This is a genomic window from Streptomyces malaysiense (genome assembly GCF_000980885.2).
Taxonomy (GTDB): Bacteria; Actinomycetota; Actinomycetes; order Streptomycetales; family Streptomycetaceae; genus Streptomyces; species Streptomyces malaysiense.
Genome location: NZ_LBDA02000016.1, coordinates 156,661 through 178,912, shown reverse-complemented (window position 1 = coordinate 178,912; position 22,252 = coordinate 156,661). Strand labels below are relative to the sequence as shown.

General features: G+C 67.1%; 20 protein-coding genes and 2 pseudogenes. 12 read left to right on the top strand and 10 right to left on the bottom strand.

The window, feature by feature from the left end; all coding sequences use genetic code 11:
* Positions 1–3: 3 nt before the first annotated feature.
* Positions 4–201: pseudogene (locus tag VT52_RS08820) on the bottom strand (FAD-dependent oxidoreductase); the annotation flags it as partial.
* Positions 202–467: 266 nt separating this feature from the next.
* On the opposite strand from VT52_RS08820, the gene VT52_RS08815 reads away from it, so the two are divergent.
* Positions 468–1,325, top strand: a complete 858-nt coding sequence (locus VT52_RS08815) for a hypothetical protein (protein ID WP_046422085.1) — start codon at positions 468–470, stop codon at positions 1,323–1,325.
* On the opposite strand, the gene VT52_RS08810 is transcribed toward VT52_RS08815, so the two are convergent.
* The 5 genes from VT52_RS08810 to VT52_RS36800 form a co-directional block, all read right to left on the bottom strand.
* Positions 1,313–2,170, bottom strand: a complete 858-nt coding sequence (locus VT52_RS08810) for an aldo/keto reductase (protein WP_046422084.1) — start codon at positions 2,168–2,170, stop codon at positions 1,313–1,315. The genes VT52_RS08815 and VT52_RS08810 overlap by 13 nt on opposite strands.
* Complete coding sequence (locus VT52_RS08805; protein WP_046422083.1) at positions 2,104–3,300, bottom strand: JmjC domain-containing protein; 1,197 nt, start codon at positions 3,298–3,300, stop codon at positions 2,104–2,106. The genes VT52_RS08810 and VT52_RS08805 overlap by 67 nt, the downstream gene beginning before the upstream one ends.
* A gap of 89 nt (positions 3,301–3,389) precedes the next feature.
* Positions 3,390–3,557 carry a hypothetical protein gene (locus tag VT52_RS37870; protein ID WP_167377666.1) on the bottom strand — a complete coding sequence of 56 codons (168 nt, stop codon included), beginning with the start codon at positions 3,555–3,557 and terminating at the stop codon, positions 3,390–3,392.
* A gap of 132 nt (positions 3,558–3,689) precedes the next feature.
* Entirely contained in the window at positions 3,690–3,977 is a 288-nt protein-coding gene (locus VT52_RS36805; RefSeq protein ID WP_240509690.1) for a hypothetical protein, read from the bottom strand.
* A gap of 44 nt (positions 3,978–4,021) precedes the next feature.
* The gene (locus VT52_RS36800) at positions 4,022–4,516 is read right to left on the bottom strand and encodes an ATP-binding protein (protein ID WP_053055522.1); all 495 of its coding nucleotides are present in this window, start codon (positions 4,514–4,516) and stop codon (positions 4,022–4,024) included.
* A 253-nt stretch (positions 4,517–4,769) separates the two neighbouring features.
* On the opposite strand from VT52_RS36800, the gene VT52_RS08790 reads away from it, so the two are divergent.
* From VT52_RS08790 to VT52_RS35425, 4 genes are all read left to right on the top strand, one after another.
* Positions 4,770–6,113 (top strand): NsdA family TPR-like regulatory protein, encoded by a 1,344-nt coding sequence (locus VT52_RS08790; protein WP_046422082.1) that lies wholly within the window; start codon positions 4,770–4,772, stop codon positions 6,111–6,113.
* Positions 6,114–6,185: 72 nt separating this feature from the next.
* Positions 6,186–7,358 (top strand): serine hydrolase domain-containing protein, encoded by a 1,173-nt coding sequence (locus VT52_RS08785; RefSeq protein WP_046422107.1) that lies wholly within the window; start codon positions 6,186–6,188, stop codon positions 7,356–7,358.
* Positions 7,359–7,836: 478 nt separating this feature from the next.
* Positions 7,837–9,186 (top strand): DNA cytosine methyltransferase, encoded by a 1,350-nt coding sequence (locus VT52_RS08780; RefSeq protein ID WP_046422081.1) that lies wholly within the window; start codon positions 7,837–7,839, stop codon positions 9,184–9,186.
* Positions 9,183–9,980, top strand: a complete 798-nt coding sequence (locus VT52_RS35425; RefSeq protein WP_240509689.1) for a very short patch repair endonuclease — start codon at positions 9,183–9,185, stop codon at positions 9,978–9,980. Before VT52_RS08780 ends, VT52_RS35425 begins: the two co-directional genes overlap by 4 nt.
* Here VT52_RS35425 and VT52_RS08775 read toward each other — a convergent pair.
* On the bottom strand, positions 9,965–10,153 hold the full coding sequence (locus VT52_RS08775; RefSeq protein WP_046422080.1) for a hypothetical protein: 189 nt from the start codon (positions 10,151–10,153) through the stop codon (positions 9,965–9,967). The genes VT52_RS35425 and VT52_RS08775 overlap by 16 nt on opposite strands.
* A gap of 119 nt (positions 10,154–10,272) precedes the next feature.
* Between VT52_RS08775 and VT52_RS08770 the strand changes: the two genes are divergently transcribed.
* From VT52_RS08770 to VT52_RS08735, 7 genes and pseudogenes are all read left to right on the top strand, one after another.
* The gene (locus VT52_RS08770) at positions 10,273–12,801 is read left to right on the top strand and encodes an ATP-binding protein (protein ID WP_240509688.1); all 2,529 of its coding nucleotides are present in this window, start codon (positions 10,273–10,275) and stop codon (positions 12,799–12,801) included.
* Positions 12,798–14,468, top strand: a complete 1,671-nt coding sequence (locus VT52_RS08765) for a DEAD/DEAH box helicase family protein (RefSeq protein ID WP_046422078.1) — start codon at positions 12,798–12,800, stop codon at positions 14,466–14,468. Before VT52_RS08770 ends, VT52_RS08765 begins: the two co-directional genes overlap by 4 nt.
* Complete coding sequence (locus tag VT52_RS08760; protein ID WP_030342534.1) at positions 14,465–15,064, top strand: hypothetical protein; 600 nt, start codon at positions 14,465–14,467, stop codon at positions 15,062–15,064. The genes VT52_RS08765 and VT52_RS08760 overlap by 4 nt, the downstream gene beginning before the upstream one ends.
* The gene (locus tag VT52_RS08755) at positions 15,057–16,445 is read left to right on the top strand and encodes a sigma factor-like helix-turn-helix DNA-binding protein (protein WP_107481268.1); all 1,389 of its coding nucleotides are present in this window, start codon (positions 15,057–15,059) and stop codon (positions 16,443–16,445) included. Before VT52_RS08760 ends, VT52_RS08755 begins: the two co-directional genes overlap by 8 nt.
* Positions 16,446–17,170: 725 nt before the next feature.
* Entirely contained in the window at positions 17,171–17,707 is a 537-nt protein-coding gene (locus tag VT52_RS08745) for a hypothetical protein (RefSeq protein ID WP_046422106.1), read from the top strand.
* A gap of 93 nt (positions 17,708–17,800) precedes the next feature.
* Positions 17,801–18,649, top strand: a pseudogene (locus tag VT52_RS08740) (IS110 family transposase); the annotation flags it as partial.
* A gap of 50 nt (positions 18,650–18,699) precedes the next feature.
* Positions 18,700–19,002, top strand: coding sequence for a hypothetical protein (locus VT52_RS08735; protein WP_046428782.1), 303 nt, complete (start codon positions 18,700–18,702; stop codon positions 19,000–19,002).
* 596 nt (positions 19,003–19,598) lie between these two features.
* Here VT52_RS08735 and VT52_RS37865 read toward each other — a convergent pair.
* The 3 genes from VT52_RS37865 to VT52_RS08715 form a co-directional block, all read right to left on the bottom strand.
* Positions 19,599–19,808, bottom strand: a complete 210-nt coding sequence (locus VT52_RS37865) for a hypothetical protein (protein WP_167377665.1) — start codon at positions 19,806–19,808, stop codon at positions 19,599–19,601.
* A 415-nt stretch (positions 19,809–20,223) separates the two neighbouring features.
* Positions 20,224–20,955 (bottom strand): DUF7873 family protein, encoded by a 732-nt coding sequence (locus VT52_RS08720; RefSeq protein WP_006376607.1) that lies wholly within the window; start codon positions 20,953–20,955, stop codon positions 20,224–20,226.
* Positions 20,956–21,198: 243 nt separating this feature from the next.
* Positions 21,199–21,915 carry an alpha/beta hydrolase gene (locus VT52_RS08715; RefSeq protein WP_046417747.1) on the bottom strand — a complete coding sequence of 239 codons (717 nt, stop codon included), beginning with the start codon at positions 21,913–21,915 and terminating at the stop codon, positions 21,199–21,201.
* Positions 21,916–22,252: the final 337 nt, after the last annotated feature.

Here is a 22,252-nt window from a genome sequence, read left to right as displayed (position 1 = left end):
GAAACTTCGTGGCCCCTCATCGACCTTGTCCTTCGGCTCGACCAGGTAAGGCCCCCACATCGCCCCAGCCGCCGACGACGTGGCCCCCGGCACCTGCTCGGCGATCACGTGCACCGAAGCCCCGGCCTCTGCGAGAACGACGGCAGTGGTGAGCCCAGCCACCCCAGCCCCGACAACGACAACGCGCTCCCCTGCGGTCACGAGGCCGATCCTAAGCACCGGGTGACTTCGACAGGGCATGTTGGCGAGTCCATGATTGCCCCTGTTCCAAAGCACCTCTCGTGCTGTCGCACTCACCTCCCGCTCCGCCGCCCGAAGCGGATCAGGAACTCGCACGGTAGTAGCTGGCGGTCCCAGCGAACAGGCTCATGTGATCTCCTCCCGTGAGGTACTGGGTGTAACCGAACGTAGTGGTTGGTTTCTCGTGTTTGACTACCTCGCGCTGCTCCGCTGCTACGGTCGCCTGTATGACGCTCTCGGTCTCCGCGAGTCAGACTGTTGACCTACGCACGCAGCCAGTTGACGAGGTTCTGGATCGCGTGGCCCGGTCTCTGCAGGTGCGTTTCCTACCGGAATCGGTGGTGCGCAAGCGTCGGTCCGTAGGAGCACGGACCGACCGCGAGACCTGGGTCCGCATCGAGCGACGCTTGCTCGACAAGATCACCGATCAAGGGTGGAACGGCGCGGAGTGCGCCGCCCGCTTGGACGGCGTCGCCCAGCCGGCCTGGCGGGGGTGCCTGGTCTGGCGGGACACGAACGAACAGGTGATGTGGCGGGCCGACGAAACCGACCTCCTTCCCGCCGCTCCGGTCGGAAACGCCATTCTGAGTAAGGCCCCCGAACTCTCTGTCGAGTGGTGGGATCGGTTGAACGCCTCTCTGGACGCGCTAGCAGAGCATCAGACGAGGCGGGTCGCCACACCCGATACCGAAACCATCACCCAGGCGTCGGTCACCGAGGCCATCCAAGCCGTCTTTCCCGGCGATTTCGATACGACGGTCCAGCGCTGGGTGCCCGCTCACGCCGACCTGAACTGGGCCAACGTCACATCCCCGGTGTTCAGTCTGTTCGACTGGGAGGACTGGGGTAACGCCCCGCAGGGTCTGGACTCGGCCTCGCTGTGGGCGAGCTCGCTTGCCGTCCCGTCTCTGGCCGATCGCGTACGGCATGAGCGTAGGCGGGACTTCGAGAGTCGGGACGGCAAGCTGATGACGCTTTTCGTCTGCTCGAAGATCCTCGGACCGTACGCACATCCGGAGGATCCTCGGTTGGAGCGCGCGCGGCGCATGGCCGAGCAGGTCATCGAGGAGCTTCAGGCTGACTGATCACGCGAGCGGTCACGGAGGAGCTTCCGGTACTCCTGGACGGTCCGCTCCTCCACCTGGCCCGCCAGGGCTCCGACGAGTTCCCCCAGGTGGGCCGGCTCGTCGGTGCCCACGGCGATCGAGTCGACCCGCGGGAGGTGGTAGGCGGCTCTGAACGCTGCCTGGATACGGGAGAGCCGACCGCCGTCCTGGAGGAAAAGGCGCGGGTCCAGCCTGTCCCACACCGAGGCACTCGTGCTGCCCCCAAAGGGGCTCATCCCCCAGACCTCGCCACAACCCAGACTCCACGCATCAATGAGGGTGTCCGCCGCGTCCAGCGTCCTGGCGCCGACCAGCAAACCGGCGCGCACCATGAGCGCCGATGGCCTCGGCACGGTCACGTCGACCAGGCTCAGCAGCGGGGACGGATCCCACGACGCGACCCCCCAGGTGCCGCACAGCCCCTTCTCCTTGGCGTCATCCAGGACGGCGCACGCCGCTGCAAGCAGATCCCTGTGGTGCGGGACGGCTTTCCGCAGTGAGTGTTCCGGGTTGTGCAGGAACACCATGTCCGGCTCCCGCCCGAGGTCCTTGGCCGCCTTTTCCACGGCCGAGGTCAGCCGCGTGGGAGCCAGGGAGTGCACCGCCCCGTCGGCCGCCGGGAAGTAGCCGACCTTCGTGGAGACCGTGAACTTCGGCAACAGATCACCGGCTGTCCGAGCCAGGACCTGGTGCGAGCGGAAGCCGAGGTAGTTGGTGCTGGTGTCGAGCGTGGTGACGCCCAGATCCAGCGCCGCGGTCAGGAGCCGGCGTTCGTGACGAGACCGGTGTAGCCCGAGGACAACTCGGGGGTCAGTACCGCGCACATCTCCTCCTCCACCAGGATCTCGGCGACCTCTGCCACCTCGGCCCCGACGACGGCCGCAGCCTGTTCCAGCACGACCGGCCTACCGCTCAGGAGCAGACGCAGCGCCGGCAGGGCCTTGGCCGCGAGGGTCAGCTTCTTCCCCGAGGCCAGGACATCGACGGTCTCTCCGCTCTCCTGGATCCGGGGAGGGAAGTGAGTGGTGCACACCACGGCGTCGAGCGGCCCGAGGATGTCGAGGAACGGCACATGCCGAGGCAGGGTCGTGTCCTGCTCGTACGCGGCCAGGTAGTCGGCCGGGGAGCGCTCGCCGAGCAGTGCCGTGGCGGCCTCGGTCAGAGCCGCGCTGTCGAGAACGTGCCAGCGGTCCAGATCGTGCCTGAAGATCTCGCGCTCGCGGCACCAGTCTGCAAGCCAGGTGAGCCAGCTGGCGCCGGTGCGTTTGGTGATGCCGAACGTGACGTGGAGGCTCTTCCCCGAGCCGCTGCCGGTCCGGGTCGCCTGGTGCCAGTGGCCTCGGGGGATGTGCATGACGTCGCCGGTCCTCATCACGCCGGACCAGATGATCTCGTCGCTCGGGGTGTTGTTGGGGTCGGAGTCCCGGTACATGGGGACCTTGCGGGAAGCCGCGCGCACCTCCCACTCCTTCTCGCCCGCGAGCTGCACGATCACGACGTCGTGATCGTCCCAGTGCAGGGGGAAGCCGGCGGCGTCGTTCGTCGTCAGGTATGCGTTGACCTGCACGCGCTCATGGGACCACCACTGCAACGCTCGGCACGCGACCTCCATCGTCGGGTCGAAGACGTTGGCCTGGTCGAGGATGAGCGTCGCGCCTTCTCGAAGGAGGTTCCCGAGGCTGCGCATGTTGACCATGGGGATGCTCTGGCCCCGAGGGCTGACGCTGTCTGTGTAGTAGACGGCCGGGTGCACCTCCACACCTTTCTGGAAGCACCGGAACTGCGGGCGGTTCAGGCTCCTGCGCATAGCGATGTCGAGCAGCCGGTTGGGCGTCAGGAGGCGGGAGAGGAGCGCGGGGTCGTCCAGACCGCCCCGCGCGAAGCCCTTGCCCAGCTCCTCGGCTCCGCTCCACCCGAGTGCCGTCTCGATCGCACTGATCAACTGATGTTCCATCGCTGTGCCTCCAAGAGGGTGGTCACCTGATGCGGACACGGCGGGGCCGACACGAGCAGTCGTGCCGACCCCAGCCGCTTGGTGCGTGCCTACTCGCTGTCGTGCAGGTTGCCGTCGCCGCCCGGCCACGGCGCGTCGCCGGAGCTTCCGGCGTTGTCGGACCGGAGGCTGTCGTACCGGTCGTGGACGGCGGTCAGCTCCTCGACCGCCATCAGCAGGCTGCTACGGGCCGGAGGCGGTACCGTGCGCTCTTCCACCTCGTGCTCCTTCCTTTTCGGGTCTCCCGCCGGGGTCCCGGCGGGGGGTCATGGCCGCCTCACGGCCGTGGGAGAGATGGATTTCCGTGAGGCGGCGGTCATTGGGCGGCCCAGTGAGCCGCAGCTCCGTGCCTACGGCGGCATGGACCGGCCGCTCATCGGCAGAACGGCCGCGTCCTGGCGCATGTTGGCCTCCAGGACGCGCTGGTCCAGTTCGTACAGGCACGCGCGGCATGCGAAGAGAGCCGCGTGCATGCCGCTCGACCGGACGGGCCCGATCCACGTCACCTCGACGTCTTCACGGCCGCACCACAGCCAGCACTCACCATGCGCCTGCCACTCATGCCTGTCCCACAGCGCATAGGCCGTCGGCTCGCCGGTGACTGGGTCGATGTCGCGGCGGGTGGGGCGGAAGACCACATCGCGCTCCGGAGACAGAGCCGCTCCTACTGCGTGCCTCCCCATCAGGCGACCGCCATTGTCAGCGACTTGGGCTCGACACCATCCCGGTGCTTGGCCCACATCGCGAATAAGCCACGCGGTCCAGCGGCAGCCGTGCTCGTCTCCACCGCCATGGGCATCGCCATCTCGGCCCATACCCGCTTACCGGCGCCGGCGGGCTCCCAGGCACAGCGCGCCGAGAGCAGTCGGACCAACGCCAAGCCGCGCCCGTTCTCGTCGTCCGGTTGGGCACCCCGTGTCCGCGGAACCGACGGGTCGCCGTCCAGGACATCGATCACCAAGCGACCGGGCCGGTTGAACAGGGTGACGGTGATCGGCCCCGCCCCGTGGACCACGGCGTTGGTGATGAGCTCCGAGGCGACGAGTCGGATGGCGTCGGCAGTCTCCTCCTCCAGCGGCACACCCCATGCGCGTACCTTGTCGACGATCTCGCGCCGAGCCGGGGGCACCTCGGATTCGATACCCGCGAGGACGAACCGATGGACGAGCTTGGGCATGTCGGACGCCTCCGAAGAACTGGAGAGCGGCTTCATCCCCGACGGGGGGCACAGGAATGAAGCCGCCGATCTGAGGAGCCGCTCCGCGAGCGTTCAACTGAACTCGCTCGCCGGCGGCTGATACTCAGTCAACGGCGGTGCCCTGGTGCACCGGAACGTTTCTAGGGGGTTTCTCCTGGGGACGCCCTCCCCGAACTCGGGCACGCGAAGTAGCCTTCCAACTACGTCTTGAGCGGACGACAGGAGTGATGACGTGCCTACCGAGCCGTTAGCAGTCCACCCGCTGACCTTCCTCCTCCAGACGCGAGGATGGGGCAAGGCCGAGTTCGCCCGGCTCATGCAAGACCACGGGAGGAAGCTCGGGATCGCGCTCGCGACCAACCGGACGACTGTATGGAAGTGGGCACAGGGCCAGGAGCCGGACGCGGACGCCCAGCGTGTCCTCGCCGACCTGCTGGGCGTCCCATACGAGCAGGCGCGTGCGGAGGGATGGCCCCGCTGGCTTCCCGTCTGGGAGGTGACTGGACTCACCGCTCCGTGGACAGAGGCCGGTACCGTCGAGGCATTGTCCGATCTGGTGGGGAGTGGACGGATGGACCGCAGAGGCTTCCTCACCATCACAGGAGCCGCCCTGACCGGTCTCGCGGCGAGCTGGGTGGACGCGCCCTCCGCCATGGCCGCGGCGCTCAACGGCGACCGGGTCACGGATACGATGGTTTCGACGATCGAGCAACGCATCAGCACCCTCCGCACGCTCGACGACCAGCTTGGCGGTGCTCGACTACTGGAACAGGCCCGAGGCGACCTGGCTCTGGTCACCGGTCTCCTCGGCGGTGGCCGCTACACCGACAAAGTCAGGCTCCGGCTGTACGCGCTCGCGGCACGCGTGTCGCACCTGACCGGATGGATGGCCTACGACGCTGGCCTACGATCCGCAGGCCAGCGCTATTACGTCGGTGCCCTGCGCAGCGCCCGCACCGCCGGCGACGACGCCTTCGGCGCCTTCATCCTCGCGGAGATGGGGGTGCACGTCTCCGAGGCGGGGCGCACCGCCGAGCGTGTCGACCTCATCTCGACCGCCATCGACAACGCGCCACGCTCTCTGTCGCTCTGCACCCAGTCATTCCTCTACCTGCACAAGGCAGAGGCCCTCTCACGCGATGGCGACCACCGCGAGGCTGGCACGGCTCTCAACCGTGCCACCTCCTTGTGGGAGCGCCAGGTGACGGACGACAACCCTGACTGGCTCGACTGGTTCGGCGAGGCACAACTACGGTCGACCGAGGGGAAGGTCCTGTTGCGCTCGGGGCAGGTGGAACGCGCGACCAGTTCCCTGGAGACTTCCGTGACGAGAGCCGCCCCCCGGGACAAGGCCGTGCGGTCAAGCCGTCTGGCCGAGGCGCGGCTCGCGGGCGATGACCTGGAGGGTGCGTTGGACGCCGCGAACTACGGCGCCGAACTTCTGGAGGACAGCGTCAGCTCCATTCGGGCCCTGAACCGCCTCAAGGAGTTCTCCACACGGCTGGAGCCGCACAAGTCCATTCCCTCCGTCCGCGAGTTCAGGGAGCGCCTGCAGGAACTGTCCGTCGCCGTTTGACGTCGACCGTCTGACCACCGGGGACGAGCCCGTCTCCGTGAAGAGGGCTGCAAGACTGCCAGGATGGCCGACATGACGATGATCTACGGTGAGGTGGCATCCGGGTTCGAGCCGGTACGGGCGGCGTTCACGGAAAACTTTACCCGGCACGGCGACCTCGGCTCGGCGGTGTGCGTGTACCGGAACGGCCGACCGGTGGTCGACCTGTGGGGCGGCGTGGCCGTTGCCGAAACCGGGCGTCCCTGGACGCGGGACACGCTGCAACTGGTCTACTCGGCGACCAAAGGCGCGACCGCGACCATGGCGCACATGCTGGTCGAGCGCGGAGAGCTCGACCTGGACGCGCCCGTCTCGAAGTACTGGCCGGAGTTCGCCGCGAACGGCAAGGCGGACATCCCAGTGCGCTGGCTCCTGTCCCACCAGGCCGGCCTGGTCGCGCTGGATCAGCCGGTGCCGTTGAAGGAGGCGCTGGCCTGGCACCCGATGGCAGCAGCACTGGCCTTTCAACGCCCCCTCTGGACTCCGGGCACAGCACACGGCTACCACGGGCGGACCTGGGGCTGGCTGGTCGGCGAGGTCATCCGCCGGGTGTCCGGCCGCTCACCCGGCCGCTTCTTCGCCGACGAGATCGCTGCCCCACTGGGCTTGGATTTCTTTATCGGCCTGCCCGCCGGCGAACGCGACCGAGTCAGCCGCATGGTGTACCAGCGGCCGGACGTCGACCTCACCACCCTGCCCACCGAGTCGGTCCCCGAGGAACTCCGCGAGCAGGTCGCCGCTTGGCGGGACCCGAACTCATTCAGCAACAGGGCATACGCCGTCACCGACCCGCCCGAGATCGACTTCGACTCACCGGAGGTGCAGGCTGCGGAGCTCCCGGCCTCCAACGGCATCGGCACCGCACGCGCTCTTGCCCGCATGTACGCCGCGCTGATCGGCGAGGTGGACGGCGTGCGCCTGCTCTCCCCGGACGCCCTGGCGTCAGCGACCGAGGAGCAGGCCAGCGGGAAGGACCAGGTCATGCTGATCCCCAGCCGCTTCAGCGCCGGGTACATGCTGCCCACCGAGAGCAACCCGATGATCGGGCCAAGCTCTTTCGGCCACACCGGCCGAGGAGGGTCGCTCGCCTTCGCCGATCCGGAGCACGGTGTTGCCTTTGGGTACGCGATGAACAACATCATTGGGGGCACGGACGACGCCCGCGCGGCATCTCTGGTCGACGCGGTGCGAAGGTCGCTCGTGTAAGGGCAAGATCCGGGATGGCTCCGCCGGAGCGCCCGGAACACGGTCCCGGCGGCTGCGCCGCCAACCGCCGGTGCCCAGTCGAGGTGGAAACCGCCCCTGGAGCGGAGGTGATGCCATCTGTCGAAGTCGCATCGGCGGGGACTTCTCGGCTTTCCCCACGTAGACGAAATCGTCGTGCAGGTAGGGCTGGTAGACACCGGGGCGCTGCAACAGCTGCTTGATGCTCACGTCGCTCAAGGGGCTCTGGTCAGCTTGGCGAGATCCGCCGCGAGCTGAACGTCGAGTGCCTTCGAGTGAAGCTTCGGTGGAATGTCGACTCCTGCGGCCCCCTGCTGACGCCGTCATGGCCCCCGTCGCCCTCCCCGTGCTTGCCGCTATGGAGCGTACGACCTCACACGAGTTTCTGCGGCTCATGGGTCGCAAATAAGCGCTACTCCGCGGTATGGTTCTGGCTGCACTGAACTGCTAGGAGTGAAAAATGCAACGGACGTCGGTGGAGCTCTTCGCGGGCGGGGGCGGGCTGGTCCAAGCCAGCACGAACACCGGCTTCCGGCACCTGCTGCTGAACGAGTTCGCGAAGAGGGCGTGCGAGACACTCGAGAGCAATCGCTTCGAGGCGTTTCCGGCGGACGTCGATTCCGATGTGCTGGCCAAGTGGCTGGACCAGATCGATGAGCAACGCGCGGAGGGCCTCGAAGCCGGGGGCACCATTGAGCGGCCCCTGTACCCTCCCCTGGTCACCGGCGACGTCCGAGGGTTGGACATGCGCTTCCTCAGGGATCGAGATGTCGACCTTCTGGCCGGCGGGCCACCATGCCAGCCGTTCAGCCTTGGTGGAATCGCGAAGGGTGACGAGGACGAGCGGAACATGTTCCCGGAGATGTTCCGGGCGGTTCGTGAGATCCGTCCCAAGGCCGTCATCTGCGAGAACGTTCGGGGGCTCCTTCGTCCGTCCTTCAATCCCTACTTCGAGTACATCAAGCGCGAGCTGTCCCTTCCGTTCGTGAAGCGCCGAAAGGGTGCCACGTGGCAGAAGCACGACCACGCGTTGCGGGAGCGGCTCGACGCGAAGGACACCGATCCGGCGGAGACCTACGAGGTCACGCAACATGCCGTGAACGCCGCCGACTACGGGGTGCCGCAGATCCGTAACCGGGTGATCCTCCTGGCGTTCCGCGCTGACCTGGGCGTGGACCCGGATCTGGTCAAGCGCGCTGTCGCGCGCACCCACTCCCATGCGGCCCTCGCGCGGACGATCCTCGAAGGCTCCTACTGGGACCGCCACAAGCAGGCGGGCGCCAAGATCCCGAAGCGCGTCATCGATCTGGTGACCTCGCGCTACGCGAATGAGCAGCTGTCGTTCGAGAGCGGGGATGAGGAGCTCCAGCCATGGCTCACCCTTCGAGACGCGGTAATGGGACTCCCCAAGATCAACACCAGCATGTTGGACAAGACGACGGAACAGGGCGGATTCCCCGACCACATCGGGTGGCCCGGAGCCAGGATCTACGACGGGCACACGCCCAACGAACTCGACCGACCGGCCAAGACCGTCAAGGCCGGGGTGCACGGTGTGCCAGGTGGCGAGTCGGTCATGCAGCTCGACAACTTGGTGCGTGACGATAAGACCGGCCAGTTGCGCCCCGAGCACCGCTACATGACCGTGCGCGAGACTGCCCGGGTCATGACATTCGGCGATGACTGGAGCATGGCGGGCCCGCGTGGTGAACGCATGAGGCAGCTGGGCAACGCGGTTCCCGTGAAGCTGGGCGAGGTGTTCACCAGCGCCGTCGCGAAAGCCCTCGACGACGCGGAACGGCGCTCATGAACGACGCCGCCGAATCCCGGCAAATGGGCTGGAGGGACAAGCCGCCGCCCGAGAGGGCCTGGCGGGGACGGCAGGGACGGACAAGGAAGGCGATCGTCGCCGAACAGGATCGTGCCGCGGGCGGTCGGGAGGGCCGCTATGTCAAGCGCAAAGACGGCGACTACGCGCTGGCCTCGATCACGCTGAAATTGTTGCCCAGGACTCGTCGGATCAGGGCCTATCTCCGCTGGTCGGAGGACGGGCGTTCGCCCGCCCTGTATGTCGGGGAAGTGGAGCACCTGACGCGGGCGGCGAATCTCGAACAGGCTTGGCGGATCGCCAAGGACCGGGGATTGGTTGGAGAGCGTCCTCTCCCGGAAGGGTCGTGGGCGTCGTCCCCTGCCACGCGGTCAACAATGCGCGGGAACCGAGGCCGCGACACGGCACCGGAACTACGTATCCGCTCACTGCTGCACCGCGAGGGTCTGCGCTACCGAGTATCGGCGCGGCCGCTTCCCGGGGTGCGGCGAACCGCCGACCTCGTGTTCACCCGCGCCCGTGTCGCCGTCTTCGTGGACGGGTGCTTCTGGCACGGGTGCCCCGATCACTGCCGCCCGGCACGCACGAACAGTGACTTCTGGCGCGCCAAGATCGACGCAAACCGGGCCAGGGATGCCCAGACCGACCAGTTCCTGGCAGAGGCGGGATGGCGCGCCATCAGAATTTGGGAGCACGAGGATCCCGTACAAGCGGCGGGCCGGGTCGCCGCGGCCGTTCGCGACTTTGCGGCACGGAGTGATCACAACGTTCCGTGATTCAGAAGATCGTCGATGGCGTCGGAGGCCCGGCGCAGGACGATACGCCCGTCGCCATCGCTGAACGCGAGCAGGTCGTCCCCAACGTTGATGCCAGCCTCGGCCAACAGCCCCAACGGTAGTTCGACGCGTCCATCGGGCTCTACGGATACCTCGGCAGGTTCACGGATCACGGGAGGAGTCTCCCAAGGACCGCCGGCGTCTGCCACCGACGCTGCGGATCGTCGGGGGACCTTGCGATCGCGACGGTTGGCGGTTGGATCCCGCAACGTGCCGTAGACCCCTCAAGTGGATGGAGTGGCAGGGAACTTACCGCCGATTGTCAGTGGCGCCCTCTACCCTCTTCATCACGCGTACGGCTCTACCCGAGCCGCGCGCCGAAACGCTGCCCGCGGCAGAGCTTCCTTCGGCGTGCCCACGCGAGACGAGGACAGGGGGTCCACCTATGAAGATCACTCCTTCCGCGCGTGTGCTGCGCATGCTCGGTGAGATCGAGTTCGACGAGTGGCAGTGCATCGCGGAGCTGATCGACAACGCCTTCGACGACTTCACGGAGATCCATCGATCCGGGGCCCCCTGGGCGGGCGGGTATCGCGTCAGCGTCGAGCTCCCCGACTCCGCGCAGGGCCAGCTCGTGATCACCGACACCGGTCGCGGCATGACGTACGACCGGCTGGAGCGGGCCGTGCGGGCAGGCTGGTCGGGAAACGACATGCACGACAAGCTCGGCCTCTTCGGCATGGGGTTCAACGTCTCGACAGCGCGGCTCGGCAAGCGCACGCGCGTCCTTACCACGCGCCAGGGCGACACCGAGTGGATCGGTGTGGAGATCGACCTGGACCGCATCGGGGACGACTTCGAGGCCGAGGACATCACGGAGCCGAAAGCCGATCCCAACGAGCATGGCACGCGTATCGTCATCAGCCGCCTGCATCCCACGCGCGCTCGATGGCTGCAGAAGAACGGCTCGGCCCTGCGTAACATCCTGGGACAGGTCTACTCCTGGATTTTCCTGAACCGTCCGTTCGAGCTGTGGGTCGGCGGCTTCCAGGTGAAGCCTGTCCGGCACTGCCGTTGGGGAGACGACCGCTCGGTCCTCTACAACAACAAGGAGCGCATTCCCGCCTACATCGAGATCGACCAGAAGCTGGAGAACGGTCTCGCCTGTGGTGACTGCGGACAGTGGCAGCTGACTGATCGCGACGCCTGCGAGGACTGCGGCAGCGATCGGCTCACCGTTCGTGAGCGCCGGGTGCACGGGTGGCTCGGCATCCAGCGTTACATGCACAAGCACGATTACGGGATCGACTTCCTGCGCAACGGCCGCAAGATCCTCCGCTGGGACAAGCAGCTGTTCACCTGGCGCAACCCTGACGGAGCGGTGGGCAACGAGGAGCCGGAGTATCCGGTGGACCTCGCCCACCAGGGCGGCCGCATCATCGGGGAGATCCACCTCGATCACGTCCCGGTCACGTACCAGAAGGACGCCTTCGAGTACGGCGACCGCAGCTGGCGCTCGGCCGTCGAGATTGTGAGGGGGGTCGCGCCGCTGCTGCCCCAGCGCGCGGCGAACCTTGAGTACGAGGAGAACACCAGCCCGCTCGCGCTCCTTTTCAAGGGATACCGTCGTAACGACGCCGGTCTGCGCTACCTGGTCCCGGGAGACGGTCGCAAGCCGATCCACGACGACACCCGTCGGTGGGGACATGAGTTCCACCGGGGCAACCCCGACTACCAGACCGATGAGCGCTGGTGGCAGGCGGTCGAGGACCACGAGGCGACCAAGAGCAGGGGCAAGAACGCGAAGGCGGCCGCCGTCACCCCGGGAAAGCCCGACGAGGCGGCCGTGATGGAGGCGCTTGGTTTCGACGACGCGGAGATCGGCAGTCCGAGTTCCCCCGCGACCGGTCCGGACGAGACGAAGCCCGGCGCCCAGGCGCAGCCCCCGAAGGACGGCGAGTCCGCTCCCGCCGCGCCGACCCCGGAGAAGCGTAAGGAGACGCGGCAGGAACGCGTCACGCGCTACATGGAGAACTCGACCACCTACCCGGGCTTGAGTCGTTCCTTCGGCCACCCGCGCGTCGGCTTCGTCGAGGTCGAGGCGCGTCGGCTCACGGTGGGAAGCCTGACCGACGAGAACCTCCACCCCACTCCCGTCCTGCTGGACCAGCGCGGCGGCAACACTCTCGTGGCGTTCCTCGACCTCGATCATCCGATCTTCCAGAGGTTCGGAGCCGACCCGGCGGATCTGCTGCTCGCGGAGATCGCCGTGCTGCTCAGGGTGCAGACGAGTTCGGAGTGGAGCCACTCGGAGCTCATCGCGGCGATCCGGGCGGAGTCGCTGCCCGCCAGCGCTCTGGACGCCGAGATGATCAGCGCCGAGGCCAAGGAACTGCTGACTGAGGTCCGTCGCCGGATGGCGTCCGAGCTGGACCGCGCCGGCGAGCCGGAGAAGGCGTTTCAGTTTCTCTCGCCCGATGAACTCACCCACACCGAGCACACCATGATCGCCAACGGCAAAGTCACCCGTACGACCGACCTCGGTGCAAGCGGTGAGTTCCTGCTGCACGTGCCCGCCCTTTTCCTGGTTCGTCTCGTCGAGTCGCTGCCGTCGCTGTTCATGGACAACCGCGTCTTCCAGGGTGTCTACGAGGGTGTCGCCTCCGCGTCCGCGCGGCGGCTCAGCCTCGCGCGCACGGTCGGCTACCTCTCCGATGTCGCGACGCAGGCGACCTACGCCGGGGCCAGCCTTCCGGACCAGCTGCTGCGGACGAGGCTGAGTATTCGTCTGCTGGCCGACGACCTCGCGGAGGAGAAGTGAGCGCCGTCTTCCTCTCGGCGGACGAGTTGCTGAGGGGAGGGCCAGCGGGTCTCACGCATGCCGTCGAACGGGCCCTCTGGTACCTCGGCTTCAACGACGTGCGTGTTATCGACGGCGCCGGCGACCAGGGCGCGGATCTCTTGGCGGTACGCGGTCAGGAGCAGTGGGTCTTCCAGTGCAAGTGGAAGGCTGGAGGGAAGGTCGACCGGAGCGGTGTCGACGACCTTGAGCGCGCGCGTACGCGCTACCGCGCGGACAAGGCGATCCTGGTCACCAACACCGACATCAACGCGGCGGCGGAGGCCCGCCGCGTGGCGCTCAACGGAGTCGGCGTGCCGATCACCGTCTGGCACGGGGCGACCCTGCGGTCGATCGGAGACCGCATGCCCGAGACCGTTCCCGCGAAGTACGCCCTACGCCCGTATCAGGCCGAGGCGGCGGACGCGGTAGTCCGGGACCTCGACGCCAACGGCACCGCGCTGCTCGTCCTCGCGACGGGTCTGGGGAAGACCGTCGTGGGCGGGGAGATCATCAGCCGTCACCTCAAGACCAATCCGAACGCCAGGATTCTCGTCGTCGCGCACATGAAGGACCTCGTCGCGCAGCTCGAGAAGGCGATGTGGCGGCACATCCCCAAGTACGTTCCCACGCGCCTGCTCACGGGAGAAAGCCGACCCGAAAGCCTCGACGGAGTCGTGGTCGGAACGGTCGAATCCGTTCTCAGTGCCGTACGCGTGGGCTACCGACCCGACCTCATCATGATCGATGAGACGCATCACGTGGCCGAGACCGGCAGGTTTGCGGAATTGCTCGACCTGTGTGGGAATGCTGAGCAGTTCGGCGTGACGGCGACACCCTGGCGCGGCGACAAGTTCGACATCACCTCCCGCTTCGGATATCCGAGCTTCAAGATGGGCATCGCGGAGGGCATGGCCGCCGGCTTCCTCTCCGCTGTCGACTACCGGCTGTACGTCGACAACGTCGACTGGAACGTGGTCCGGGACGCCAGCGTGCACGGTCAGTCGATCAAGGACCTCAACAAGTCCCTGTTCCTGCCGCAGCGCGACGAGGAGATCATCGAGCACTTCCGTGAGGCGTGGCGGACCACGACGGAACCGAGGGCCATCGTCTTCTGTCAGACCATCGAGCACGCCGAGCACATGGCCCGGTTGTTCGCCTCGTCCGACGCGGCGTGGGCCAACGCGTCCTTCCTGCACAGCGCACTCCCGCGGCAGCGACGCCAGATCCTGCTAAACGAGTTCCGGCTCGGCCGGGTGCCGGTGATCACATGTGTCGACGTCTTCAACGAGGGCGTCGACGTCCCGGACGTGAACCTCATCGCCTTCCTGCGGGTCACACACAGTCGGCGGATCTTCGTCCAGCAACTCGGGCGCGGACTCCGACTCAGCCCTGGCAAGGAGGCCCTGAGGGTCCTCGACTTCGTGACCGACATCCGCAGGGTGGCGGCGACCTTGGACCTCCGGCGATCGCTGGAGGCCCAGGAGAGCGAGCACCTGCGCGTACGGATGCCGCATGCCTCCCGTATCCAATTCAGCGACGAGACCGTCGGGTCGCTGATGGACCACTGGATCCAGGACGCGGCGGACCTTGAGACCAAGGCGGACGAGGTTCGCCTTCAGTTCCCTCTGACGAATGGAATCGAATGACCAAGTACGCGATCCCCTCGGACCTCGAAGAAGAAGTCGTGCGTCTCCTCTACAGGCGGGCCGCCGACCTCAACTGGACCTATCTCACGGACACCGAGCGCACCCGTCACTACCAGGCGTGGACCTCCGACCCCGAGGTGGGAGGACGGCTCCTCCCGTTCATCGGGAAGCCGGAGAACGTCCGGCCGTGGCTCAAGGACAGGCCCATGAAGGAGTACATCCGGGCGACTTACGGGGTGGGCAAGTGGGCTCCGCTTGTGGTCAAGCCGGCCACTCCGGTCAGCGCTCTCGTCGACAAGGCCCTCGGTCACGGCTGGAACGTCGACCTTGAGACGCTCGACATCAAGCCGCTCTGCGTGACGATTCGCCACGAGGACGACGAGGAGATGGAGCGGCGCTTCGCCTGGGCGCCCATGCGCGACTTCAAGCATCTCGCGTGGGCGGCCATCGCGTCGCAGGCCGGCGGCGACCCTCTGCCGTGGGTCATCTGCACGGTGGACTCGTTCGTTCGGAAGATCACCCCGGAGCAGAAGGCGACCAACGAGCGGATCGCGAAGCGGCTTGGTCTGATCAGCGCGCACGTCACCGATGGCTGAACGGGGCTCCGCCATGGCGAGGGACGACGACTGGCTTCAAGCTGCTTTCGGTGCGCTTCCTGCCCGGTCACGTCGCATGATCGAGGATCGTGCCGACGGGAAGACCCTCGGAAGTATCGGGCAGGAGCATGAGGTGAGCCGCGAACGGGTCCGCCAGTTGCTCCTGAAGGCGCAGGAGCATCTCTGTCTGGTCGCCGACGCCTTCGTGGATGACTGGCGTGATCGGCTCACCACCCTCACCGAGCGCTCGGCCGCGCCCCAGTCCGAGGTGTCGGCGTTGTTGGGCGTACGTAACCAGGTGGCCGTGGAGCCTCTTGTCGAAGCGGTCGGGGCTGAGCACCCATTGACGTGGGCTGGTCGTCTGCGCGGCTGGTGGACCCGCAGCCCTGGCGCACTGGAAGTGCTGCTTCGGCGAGGAGTGGAGGAGGCGCCGCTGCGTGGGGAGGACGTAGCGGTGACCTTTGCGGCTGCCGGAGTACCGGACGAGGTCCCCTTGCTAGATCTGCTCGGACATCCGGATAGCCCTCTGGTGCCTGGCTTCGGGGGAACTTGGCTGCGCCGTCGCGCCCGCGGAAGGGACGCGGCCTACCTCTTCCTCCTGGCGAATGGCGAACCCTGCCGCGCGGAGGAGTTGCTGGCGCCGACTGGGATCAGGCGGAAGTCCGCCGTCGCCGAGGCGCTCAGGCGGGACGAGAGGTTCGTGCAGCTCCGTCTGGAGGGTAAGTGGGCGCTGGCCGAATGGCCTCACCTGAATGTCACTCCGTACCCGAACGCCATGGAGGCCCTCGTCGCTGTGCTGACCGAACTGGGGCCGCTGCCCAAGGACGCTCTCTTCGTGAAGGTCGGCGAGCGCTACCCGGTGACCCTGTGGCGCCTGCACCAATGCCTGCTGGACGACAGGGTGGGCATCACGGAGGACGGCTTGATCGAGTTGGTCGCGCGAGGTGCTACCCCGATCGAGGAGAGCGAGCCAGCACGGCCGGCGAGGATGGCCGTCGATCCTGCGGGAAACGTCTTTGGCGTCCGGCTCACGGTGGACAAGGACATCCTTCGGGGTAGCGGCGTCGTCGTCAGCAGCTGGCTCACATGGCAGCTCGGAATGCGACAGGCCCCTATGGTCAGGTCCTTCTCCATCGCCGGTCACCCCACACCGATCGTCCTCAAGCGGGCGACGAGTGCGGCCCAGATCTCCAGTCTGCGGGTGCTGGTGAAGGAGAACGGAATGGTGGGCGGCTGCGAATTCGTCCTCTTCCTCCGCACGGACGACTCGACGGCCCGCATCGAGCACGCCTGCACCCCACACATCTGCCCTGCGGCGATCGAGTCTGCCAGGACAGATGTGAGACCGCCGGGCGCCTCCGCTCTTGAGCTGTCACCGTAGGAGTTCGGTGAACCCCTTACGAGGGGCCGCATGGGGCAACGGGAGAAACGATGATGGCGGCCGTGCGGGTTAGGCTCTTCCTCTCGGGAGCCCGGACGGTCGGGCTCTGCTGCAACAGGCTGTCAAACGTCCAGCGCGTCAGCGGACAGGATGGCACGGACCAGGTCTGGCTGGCACTTAGGCAGTCGACGGGACTCACCCTGGGAGCCATCTGGGAGCCGACCCGCTCCCCGAGTACCCTCTAAGCCACGTGGCACCAACCGATGCCACCCTTCCGACCTGCGGAAACGCCATCGAAGCTGGCAGCCTCACCAACCGAACCTCATTTCGGGACGAAGAGATCGTGGGTTCAAATCCCGCCACCCCGACAGCCGTAACACCAGGTCAGGCCCGGTGCTGAGAGATCAGCACCGGGCCTGATTTGCTTTGCGGGCCCGTCTTGGGAGCCGTTTGGGGGCCGACTTCGGGGAACGGCTCCCCGGGGGCTCCCAGCGAGAAGGACTCGCCCTCCAGCAGCGGTGCGCCGCACGCGCCCAGCGAGAGTCACCCCATGGCTTGTGCCGAGGAGACCTCAGACAGTACGACGATCGACATGCACCGATGGTCTCCCTTAGTGGCTGTTGTCGTTCCGAATCTGAGGGCGGCGTTTTCGCTGGTCAGGCATAGCGTGGGTGACTCGGTGGGAGTGGTGGCTTGTCGTGTTGTCGCTCCTCGGGAGGTTGCGGATGCCGTCGGTCGTCGGACTGTTGGAAGAGCACGAGCTCGCTGCTCGGCGTCGAGTCGACGGGCTGCGGGAGGAAGCCGATCGCATCCAGGCCGAGCAGGCCGCGGCCGAGCAGGAATGGCAGGAGTGGGCGATTGCCCGCAGACGAGTGGGCACCGTCCTAGCTCCGGACGACGGCAACATCGCTGATCAGAAGGCGGCTCCCGGCCCGCAGAACACGGACACGCTCTCAGGGGCCAGGCAGGCGGCAAAACCGAAGTCGCAGGTGCCGGTATGGCGTGAGGGGCTGGACTGGTCGGTGCTGTCGGTGGACTATCAGCGCATCCTCGCGGCCCTCGCGGACCGGCACCGGCTCCATCAAGGACCCTTGAGCTGCCAGGAGTTGGCCGTGATGTTCGGCCTGGACGCGGCGCCGGCCAAGGTAGAAGCGCTGCGGTCGAAGGCGAAGCGCCTGGTCGCGCGGGGCTGGCTGGCCGAGCGGCAGCCGGGCCGGTTCACCCTCGCCCAGGGCCCGGCCGGGCAAGGCGGCGCGTCATGAGCAGGGTCATCGACCAGTAGACCATCGCCTCGGCGCTGGCGGTGCGGCGTTCGAAGTCGCGCACCAGACGTCGGGTTCGCATCAGGGGGAACCTCAATCGCCGTCCTCGCCCGCGCCCAGCAAGACTCTTTATGGAACCGGCAGCAGCTGGCCAACCAGCTTCGCTCCCTGCTGCGCGAGTACTACCCAGCCGCCCTGGAAGCCTTCGCCAAGTGGACCAACGGCCTGTGCCGCCCTGAGGCTCGCGAACTCCTGAAGGCCGCACCGACGCCCTCCCAGGCCGCCCGGCTGACACGTGCCCAGCTCCAGGCCGCCCTCAGGAGAGCCGGACGTCAACGCGGCATCGAAGCCGAAGCCGACCGCATCCGCGACGTCTTCCGCGCCGACTGGGCCCACCAGCCGCCGCTGGTGGAAGACGCCATGGGCAAGCAGATGCTCGCCCTCCTCCTCCAGTTGGAAGCCTCCTGCATCGCCGCCGACGACCTCGCGACGGCAGTGGAAGAGGCGTTCCCTCAGCATCCGGACGCTGAGATCCTGCTGAGCTTCCCCGGGCTCGGTATCCAGCTAGCCGCCCGGATCCTGGCTGAAATCGGGGACGACCGCACCCGCTTCGCCGATGCCCGCGGACTGAAGGCGTATGCGGGCTCTTCACCCGTCACCAGGGCCTCCGGCAAGAAGTCGTCCATCATGCGGCGCTGGGTGAAGAACGATCGACTCAACCATGCCGGCTACCTCTGGGCCTTCGCCTCGCTCCGGGCCTCCGCCCGGGCGAACACCCACTACCGACGACGACGCGAGCACGGAGACTGGCACGCGGCCGCCCAGAGGAACCTCTTCAACCGCATGATCGGCCAGCTCTACCACTGCCTCCAGAAGCGCGAGCTCTTCGACGAACAGTCTGCGTTCCCGACAGCTTCGCTTACGGAGGCAACAGCAGCCTGAGCAGCCGAGATACCTTGCCCACAGTGACCAAGGCGGCCGATCATTCGCCCATGAGACCCGAAGTGCAAACTTTCGTCGCCGACGGCCCGCTCCCCGACTGGGACGCGAGTGAAGAAGAGATCGACAGGCGTTACGACCAGCTTTGCGCGATCGTCAGGCCGGTCACGAGAGAGGAAGCGAAGGCGCTCGTCTCCTGCTTCGGCCCGGACGACTGCTTCGGCGTCGCATGGACGCTCCTACACCTCATCGAGACCGGCCCCAACCCCGTCCTCGCGACTGATCCCGGACCGGACGCCAACGAGTGGCACCAGCGCCTCTTCCTCCGCGCCGTGAACGGAGGACTCATCCCCTGAACTTGACGGCATAGCAACGTGAGGTGTCTGCCTTCATGCCCACGGCCAGCAGCGATCACCCGATCGAGACTCCCGTTCGAGGGCCGGCCCTCAAGATCGGAACGACAACAGCCACTTAAACGACCGGCAACTCGCACTCCTCACCCGTATCGGGGACGGTACCGACCCAGTCACGTCGGAGAGCCCCGAGTTCGCTCTCACCGCCCGCGCGCTCAAGGAGCGGCACCTGATCACCATGCCCAAGCAGGACGGGAAGTGGCAGGCGGAGATCACTGACGCGGGGCACTTCTACCTGGAACACGACCATCACCCGGACCGGCCGAAACCGGCTCCGCGCAAGCAGCGGCCAGCAAGTCCCGGCCAACGGACCCGACCGGCCCCTCCACCGCAGAAGCAAGCCGCAGCGCCGTCCACGACGAAGCCAGTGCCGAGGCGCGCCGCCAAGCCCCCGCAGCCGTCGCCGGCGGAAGTCGGAGCCGCGTTGATCGCGGAAGTGCAGCAGGCTGGACGGTTCCTCCGGATCCCGAACCCGACGACGCTGAGCGAGCCCGCTGCCGCAGGGCGTTCGACGCGGCCCGGCAGTGCGCCCCCGAGGGTTACAGCCTGAAGTACAGCGGGCGGACGAAGGGGGACTTCTTCCTCGGACTGCTCAGGGTGAGCGGCGAGGACGAGACCGAGTGGAACGGGATCCGGCCGACGCGCAGCCGTGTGATCACCGATGTCGAGGATGTGATCGCCGCGGTCACCGCTGACCACAGCGCCTTCGAGATCTCGGAGAAGATCCTCCCCAGAACCTTCCCGGTCACAGCACAAGCCGCGGTCCGGAACGTGACGGAGCCCGGGAGCATGTCCAGCTCCCGGGCTCCAGCTTGCCGCCCATTTGCGCACACCGGCGGCGTTTAAGAACCGCGGGTCATGTTGAGATCGACGTGTTCTGCCTTTGAACTACAGCGCCACGAGAGAGGCGCCGAGGGGACTTGAACCCCCATCCGTCGATGTTCGCCCACGCTCGGTCGATCCGGTGTTCGGCGGCGAATACTGAGACTGGAGCGAGAATCTGAGTTTCATGGGGCCGCCTCTGCCAGGCTTGGGCCACCCCCGCACGTGGTGCGGGGAGAGGGATTCGAACCCCCAACTGACACCCCTTCATCAGCTTCAACATCAGTTTCAGCTTGCGCTCATCGCGCACCCTCCGCTCGCGACGGAGGGCGTATGTGGCGGCTACCGGAAGAGGTAGCCGAATACCGCGTCGCCGACCCGCTGGTCGGTCACCTCGGTGTTGTTCGCCTCCTCGCGGGCGAACTTGACGGACTGCTGGAGCTTCTCGACGCGGTCGAGGAGCTCGTTGACCCGCCGGGCAGGCAGCGCACCGGAGAACTTCACCGTGGTCCAGTAACCGACCGGGACGTCCTCGTAGTACACCTCGACCTGCGCCGGGTGCTTCTCCGTGGCCTCGGCCTTCACATGGTTGCGCGGAACCTTCTTCGTGCGGATAGTCCGCACCGGGTCCGTCTTCCACGAGTCCGTCGAAGGGTCCAGGTTCCACGACTCGGAGGCGTCGAGCACCGGCAGCTTGCGCACGAAGGTGTGCAGGTCGGTGAGTTGCTTCTCCAGAAACAACAGGTACGGGACGGGCACCTGGGGCAACAGCACCGTACCGTCGACCACCACGTCTGCGACTGCGGACCGGTTCGCCCAGTCCTTCGTCGCGGTCACGTCGAAGAGCCTCGTCAGCGTCCCGGCGGTCGCCCGCAGAGCGTCCTCGGCCTTGATCTGCACCCGCGTGGACTCGGGCGGCAGCTGCTCGCCCTCCTCGTCCTTGGGCTGGTAGGTCCGGGAGATGCCAGCCAGCAGTGCGGGCTTCTGCACGTCCTGGTGAGCCTGGGTGAGCTCCTGGAGAGCCTTGGACTTGACGCCCTTTTCGACTGCGATGATCTGATTCAGCTTCGGCACACAGCGAACCTAACAACCCGGCGCCGCACGCACATCCGATTAAACGCCTGCCCTGTCCCTTCCGGCCGGGAGTGCGGGGCGGCGAGTCTGAGCCCGGCCCGGGGCGAGAAGGCCACCAGTCAGGTGGGAACCGGTACACCACTTCTCAGGACGCAACCCGACAACGATCCGTCGTGAACCTTGCGGACCGATGTCATGGCTCCCCCTCCAACAGCGAAAATGCCAGTAGTAGACCAGGCGCTACTAGCCGCCCGCGATCAACTCCAGCATCGCCGCCGTCCGCTCGGGCTCGGCCAGTATGGCGTCATGTCCGCAGGCGATCTCCCGGATGTCCCAACCCGCCCGCACCGCACGGCCGTAGGACCGGTCGAGACTCTCCAGCGGTGGCTGGGTGTGCCGGATGTAGGTGGTGGGAAGGGCCGAGAGCGGCGCGGGGTCGTAGTGCGCGGCATCGGTCTGGCACCGCAGCGGAAAGGCCGTCAGCCGCTCGCCTACGTGGGAACGCCGGTCGTCCGGGATGCCCCACTGTTCCAGGAACGCCGGTGCCGGAGGGAGGTACCACCCTTCGCCGAGCTCCCGGGCCATCTGCCGGTAGCCGGCGGCGACCTCGGGCGGCTCCACGTCCAGCAGGCACTCCCCCGGCTCCACGAGAAAGGCCGCGAGGAAGGTAAGCGAGGCCAGCCGTTCACCTACGGCTTCGGCGAGCGGACCCGCGAGCACACCGGCGTAGCTGTGCAGCACCAGATGCACATCAGTGAGGTCCTCGAACCACAACAGTTCGGTGAGGTCACGTACATGGGTCGACAGACCGATCTCAGGAGTGAGCGCGTCACGCCGTTCGCCCTGTCCGGTGAGGCTGGGTGTGAACACCTCGTGCCCGGCCGCGGTGAGTCTCCGGCGCACCGGGGACCAGCACCAGCCTCCGTGCATCGCCCCGTGCACCAGCACAAATGTCGCCACCGACCGCACCGCCCGCCCGTCCGTCCCGCGCCACCGCGGGTCAGCATACGAACGCTCGGCTCCGAGTACACCGCGCCTCCACCGACCGAGCCCCTACGGTGCCCCGAACGCACCCGTAGCTCCTGCCGTCCGTCTCGGTCCGCGTCTCGTTCAGAGCCGTTCGTGGCCGTTCATGGCTTTCAGACAAGACCGGGGGCCCATGAACGCCACCCTGACCTGCTTTGCGTGGGCGCCGGTCAGTCGACGGTCTCCGCATGACCTCGACGGACGGGTTGATCGTCTTGAGGGTCGCGGCGTGATCCCCTCTTCGTGATGACCGCTCTCCTCCCCCAGCAAC

What these genes read in the sequence shown, in the direction of transcription:
- VT52_RS08815 (WP_046422085.1), top strand. Translation starts at nt 468, where the DNA reads ATGACGCTCTCGGTCTCCGCGAGTCAGACTGTTGACCTACGCACGCAG.
- VT52_RS08805 (WP_046422083.1), bottom strand. Translation starts at nt 3,300, where the DNA reads ATGGAACATCAGTTGATCAGTGCGATCGAGACGGCACTCGGGTGGAGC.
- VT52_RS36800 (WP_053055522.1), bottom strand. Translation starts at nt 4,516, where the DNA reads ATGCCCAAGCTCGTCCATCGGTTCGTCCTCGCGGGTATCGAATCCGAG.
- VT52_RS08785 (WP_046422107.1), top strand. Translation starts at nt 6,186, where the DNA reads ATGACGATGATCTACGGTGAGGTGGCATCCGGGTTCGAGCCGGTACGG.
- VT52_RS08780 (WP_046422081.1), top strand. Translation starts at nt 7,837, where the DNA reads ATGCAACGGACGTCGGTGGAGCTCTTCGCGGGCGGGGGCGGGCTGGTC.
- VT52_RS35425 (WP_240509689.1), top strand. Translation starts at nt 9,183, where the DNA reads ATGAACGACGCCGCCGAATCCCGGCAAATGGGCTGGAGGGACAAGCCG.
- VT52_RS08770 (WP_240509688.1), top strand. Translation starts at nt 10,273, where the DNA reads ATGGAGTGGCAGGGAACTTACCGCCGATTGTCAGTGGCGCCCTCTACC.
- VT52_RS08760 (WP_030342534.1), top strand. Translation starts at nt 14,465, where the DNA reads ATGACCAAGTACGCGATCCCCTCGGACCTCGAAGAAGAAGTCGTGCGT.
- VT52_RS08755 (WP_107481268.1), top strand. Translation starts at nt 15,057, where the DNA reads ATGGCTGAACGGGGCTCCGCCATGGCGAGGGACGACGACTGGCTTCAA.
- VT52_RS08745 (WP_046422106.1), top strand. Translation starts at nt 17,171, where the DNA reads ATGCCGTCGGTCGTCGGACTGTTGGAAGAGCACGAGCTCGCTGCTCGG.
- VT52_RS08735 (WP_046428782.1), top strand. Translation starts at nt 18,700, where the DNA reads ATGAGACCCGAAGTGCAAACTTTCGTCGCCGACGGCCCGCTCCCCGAC.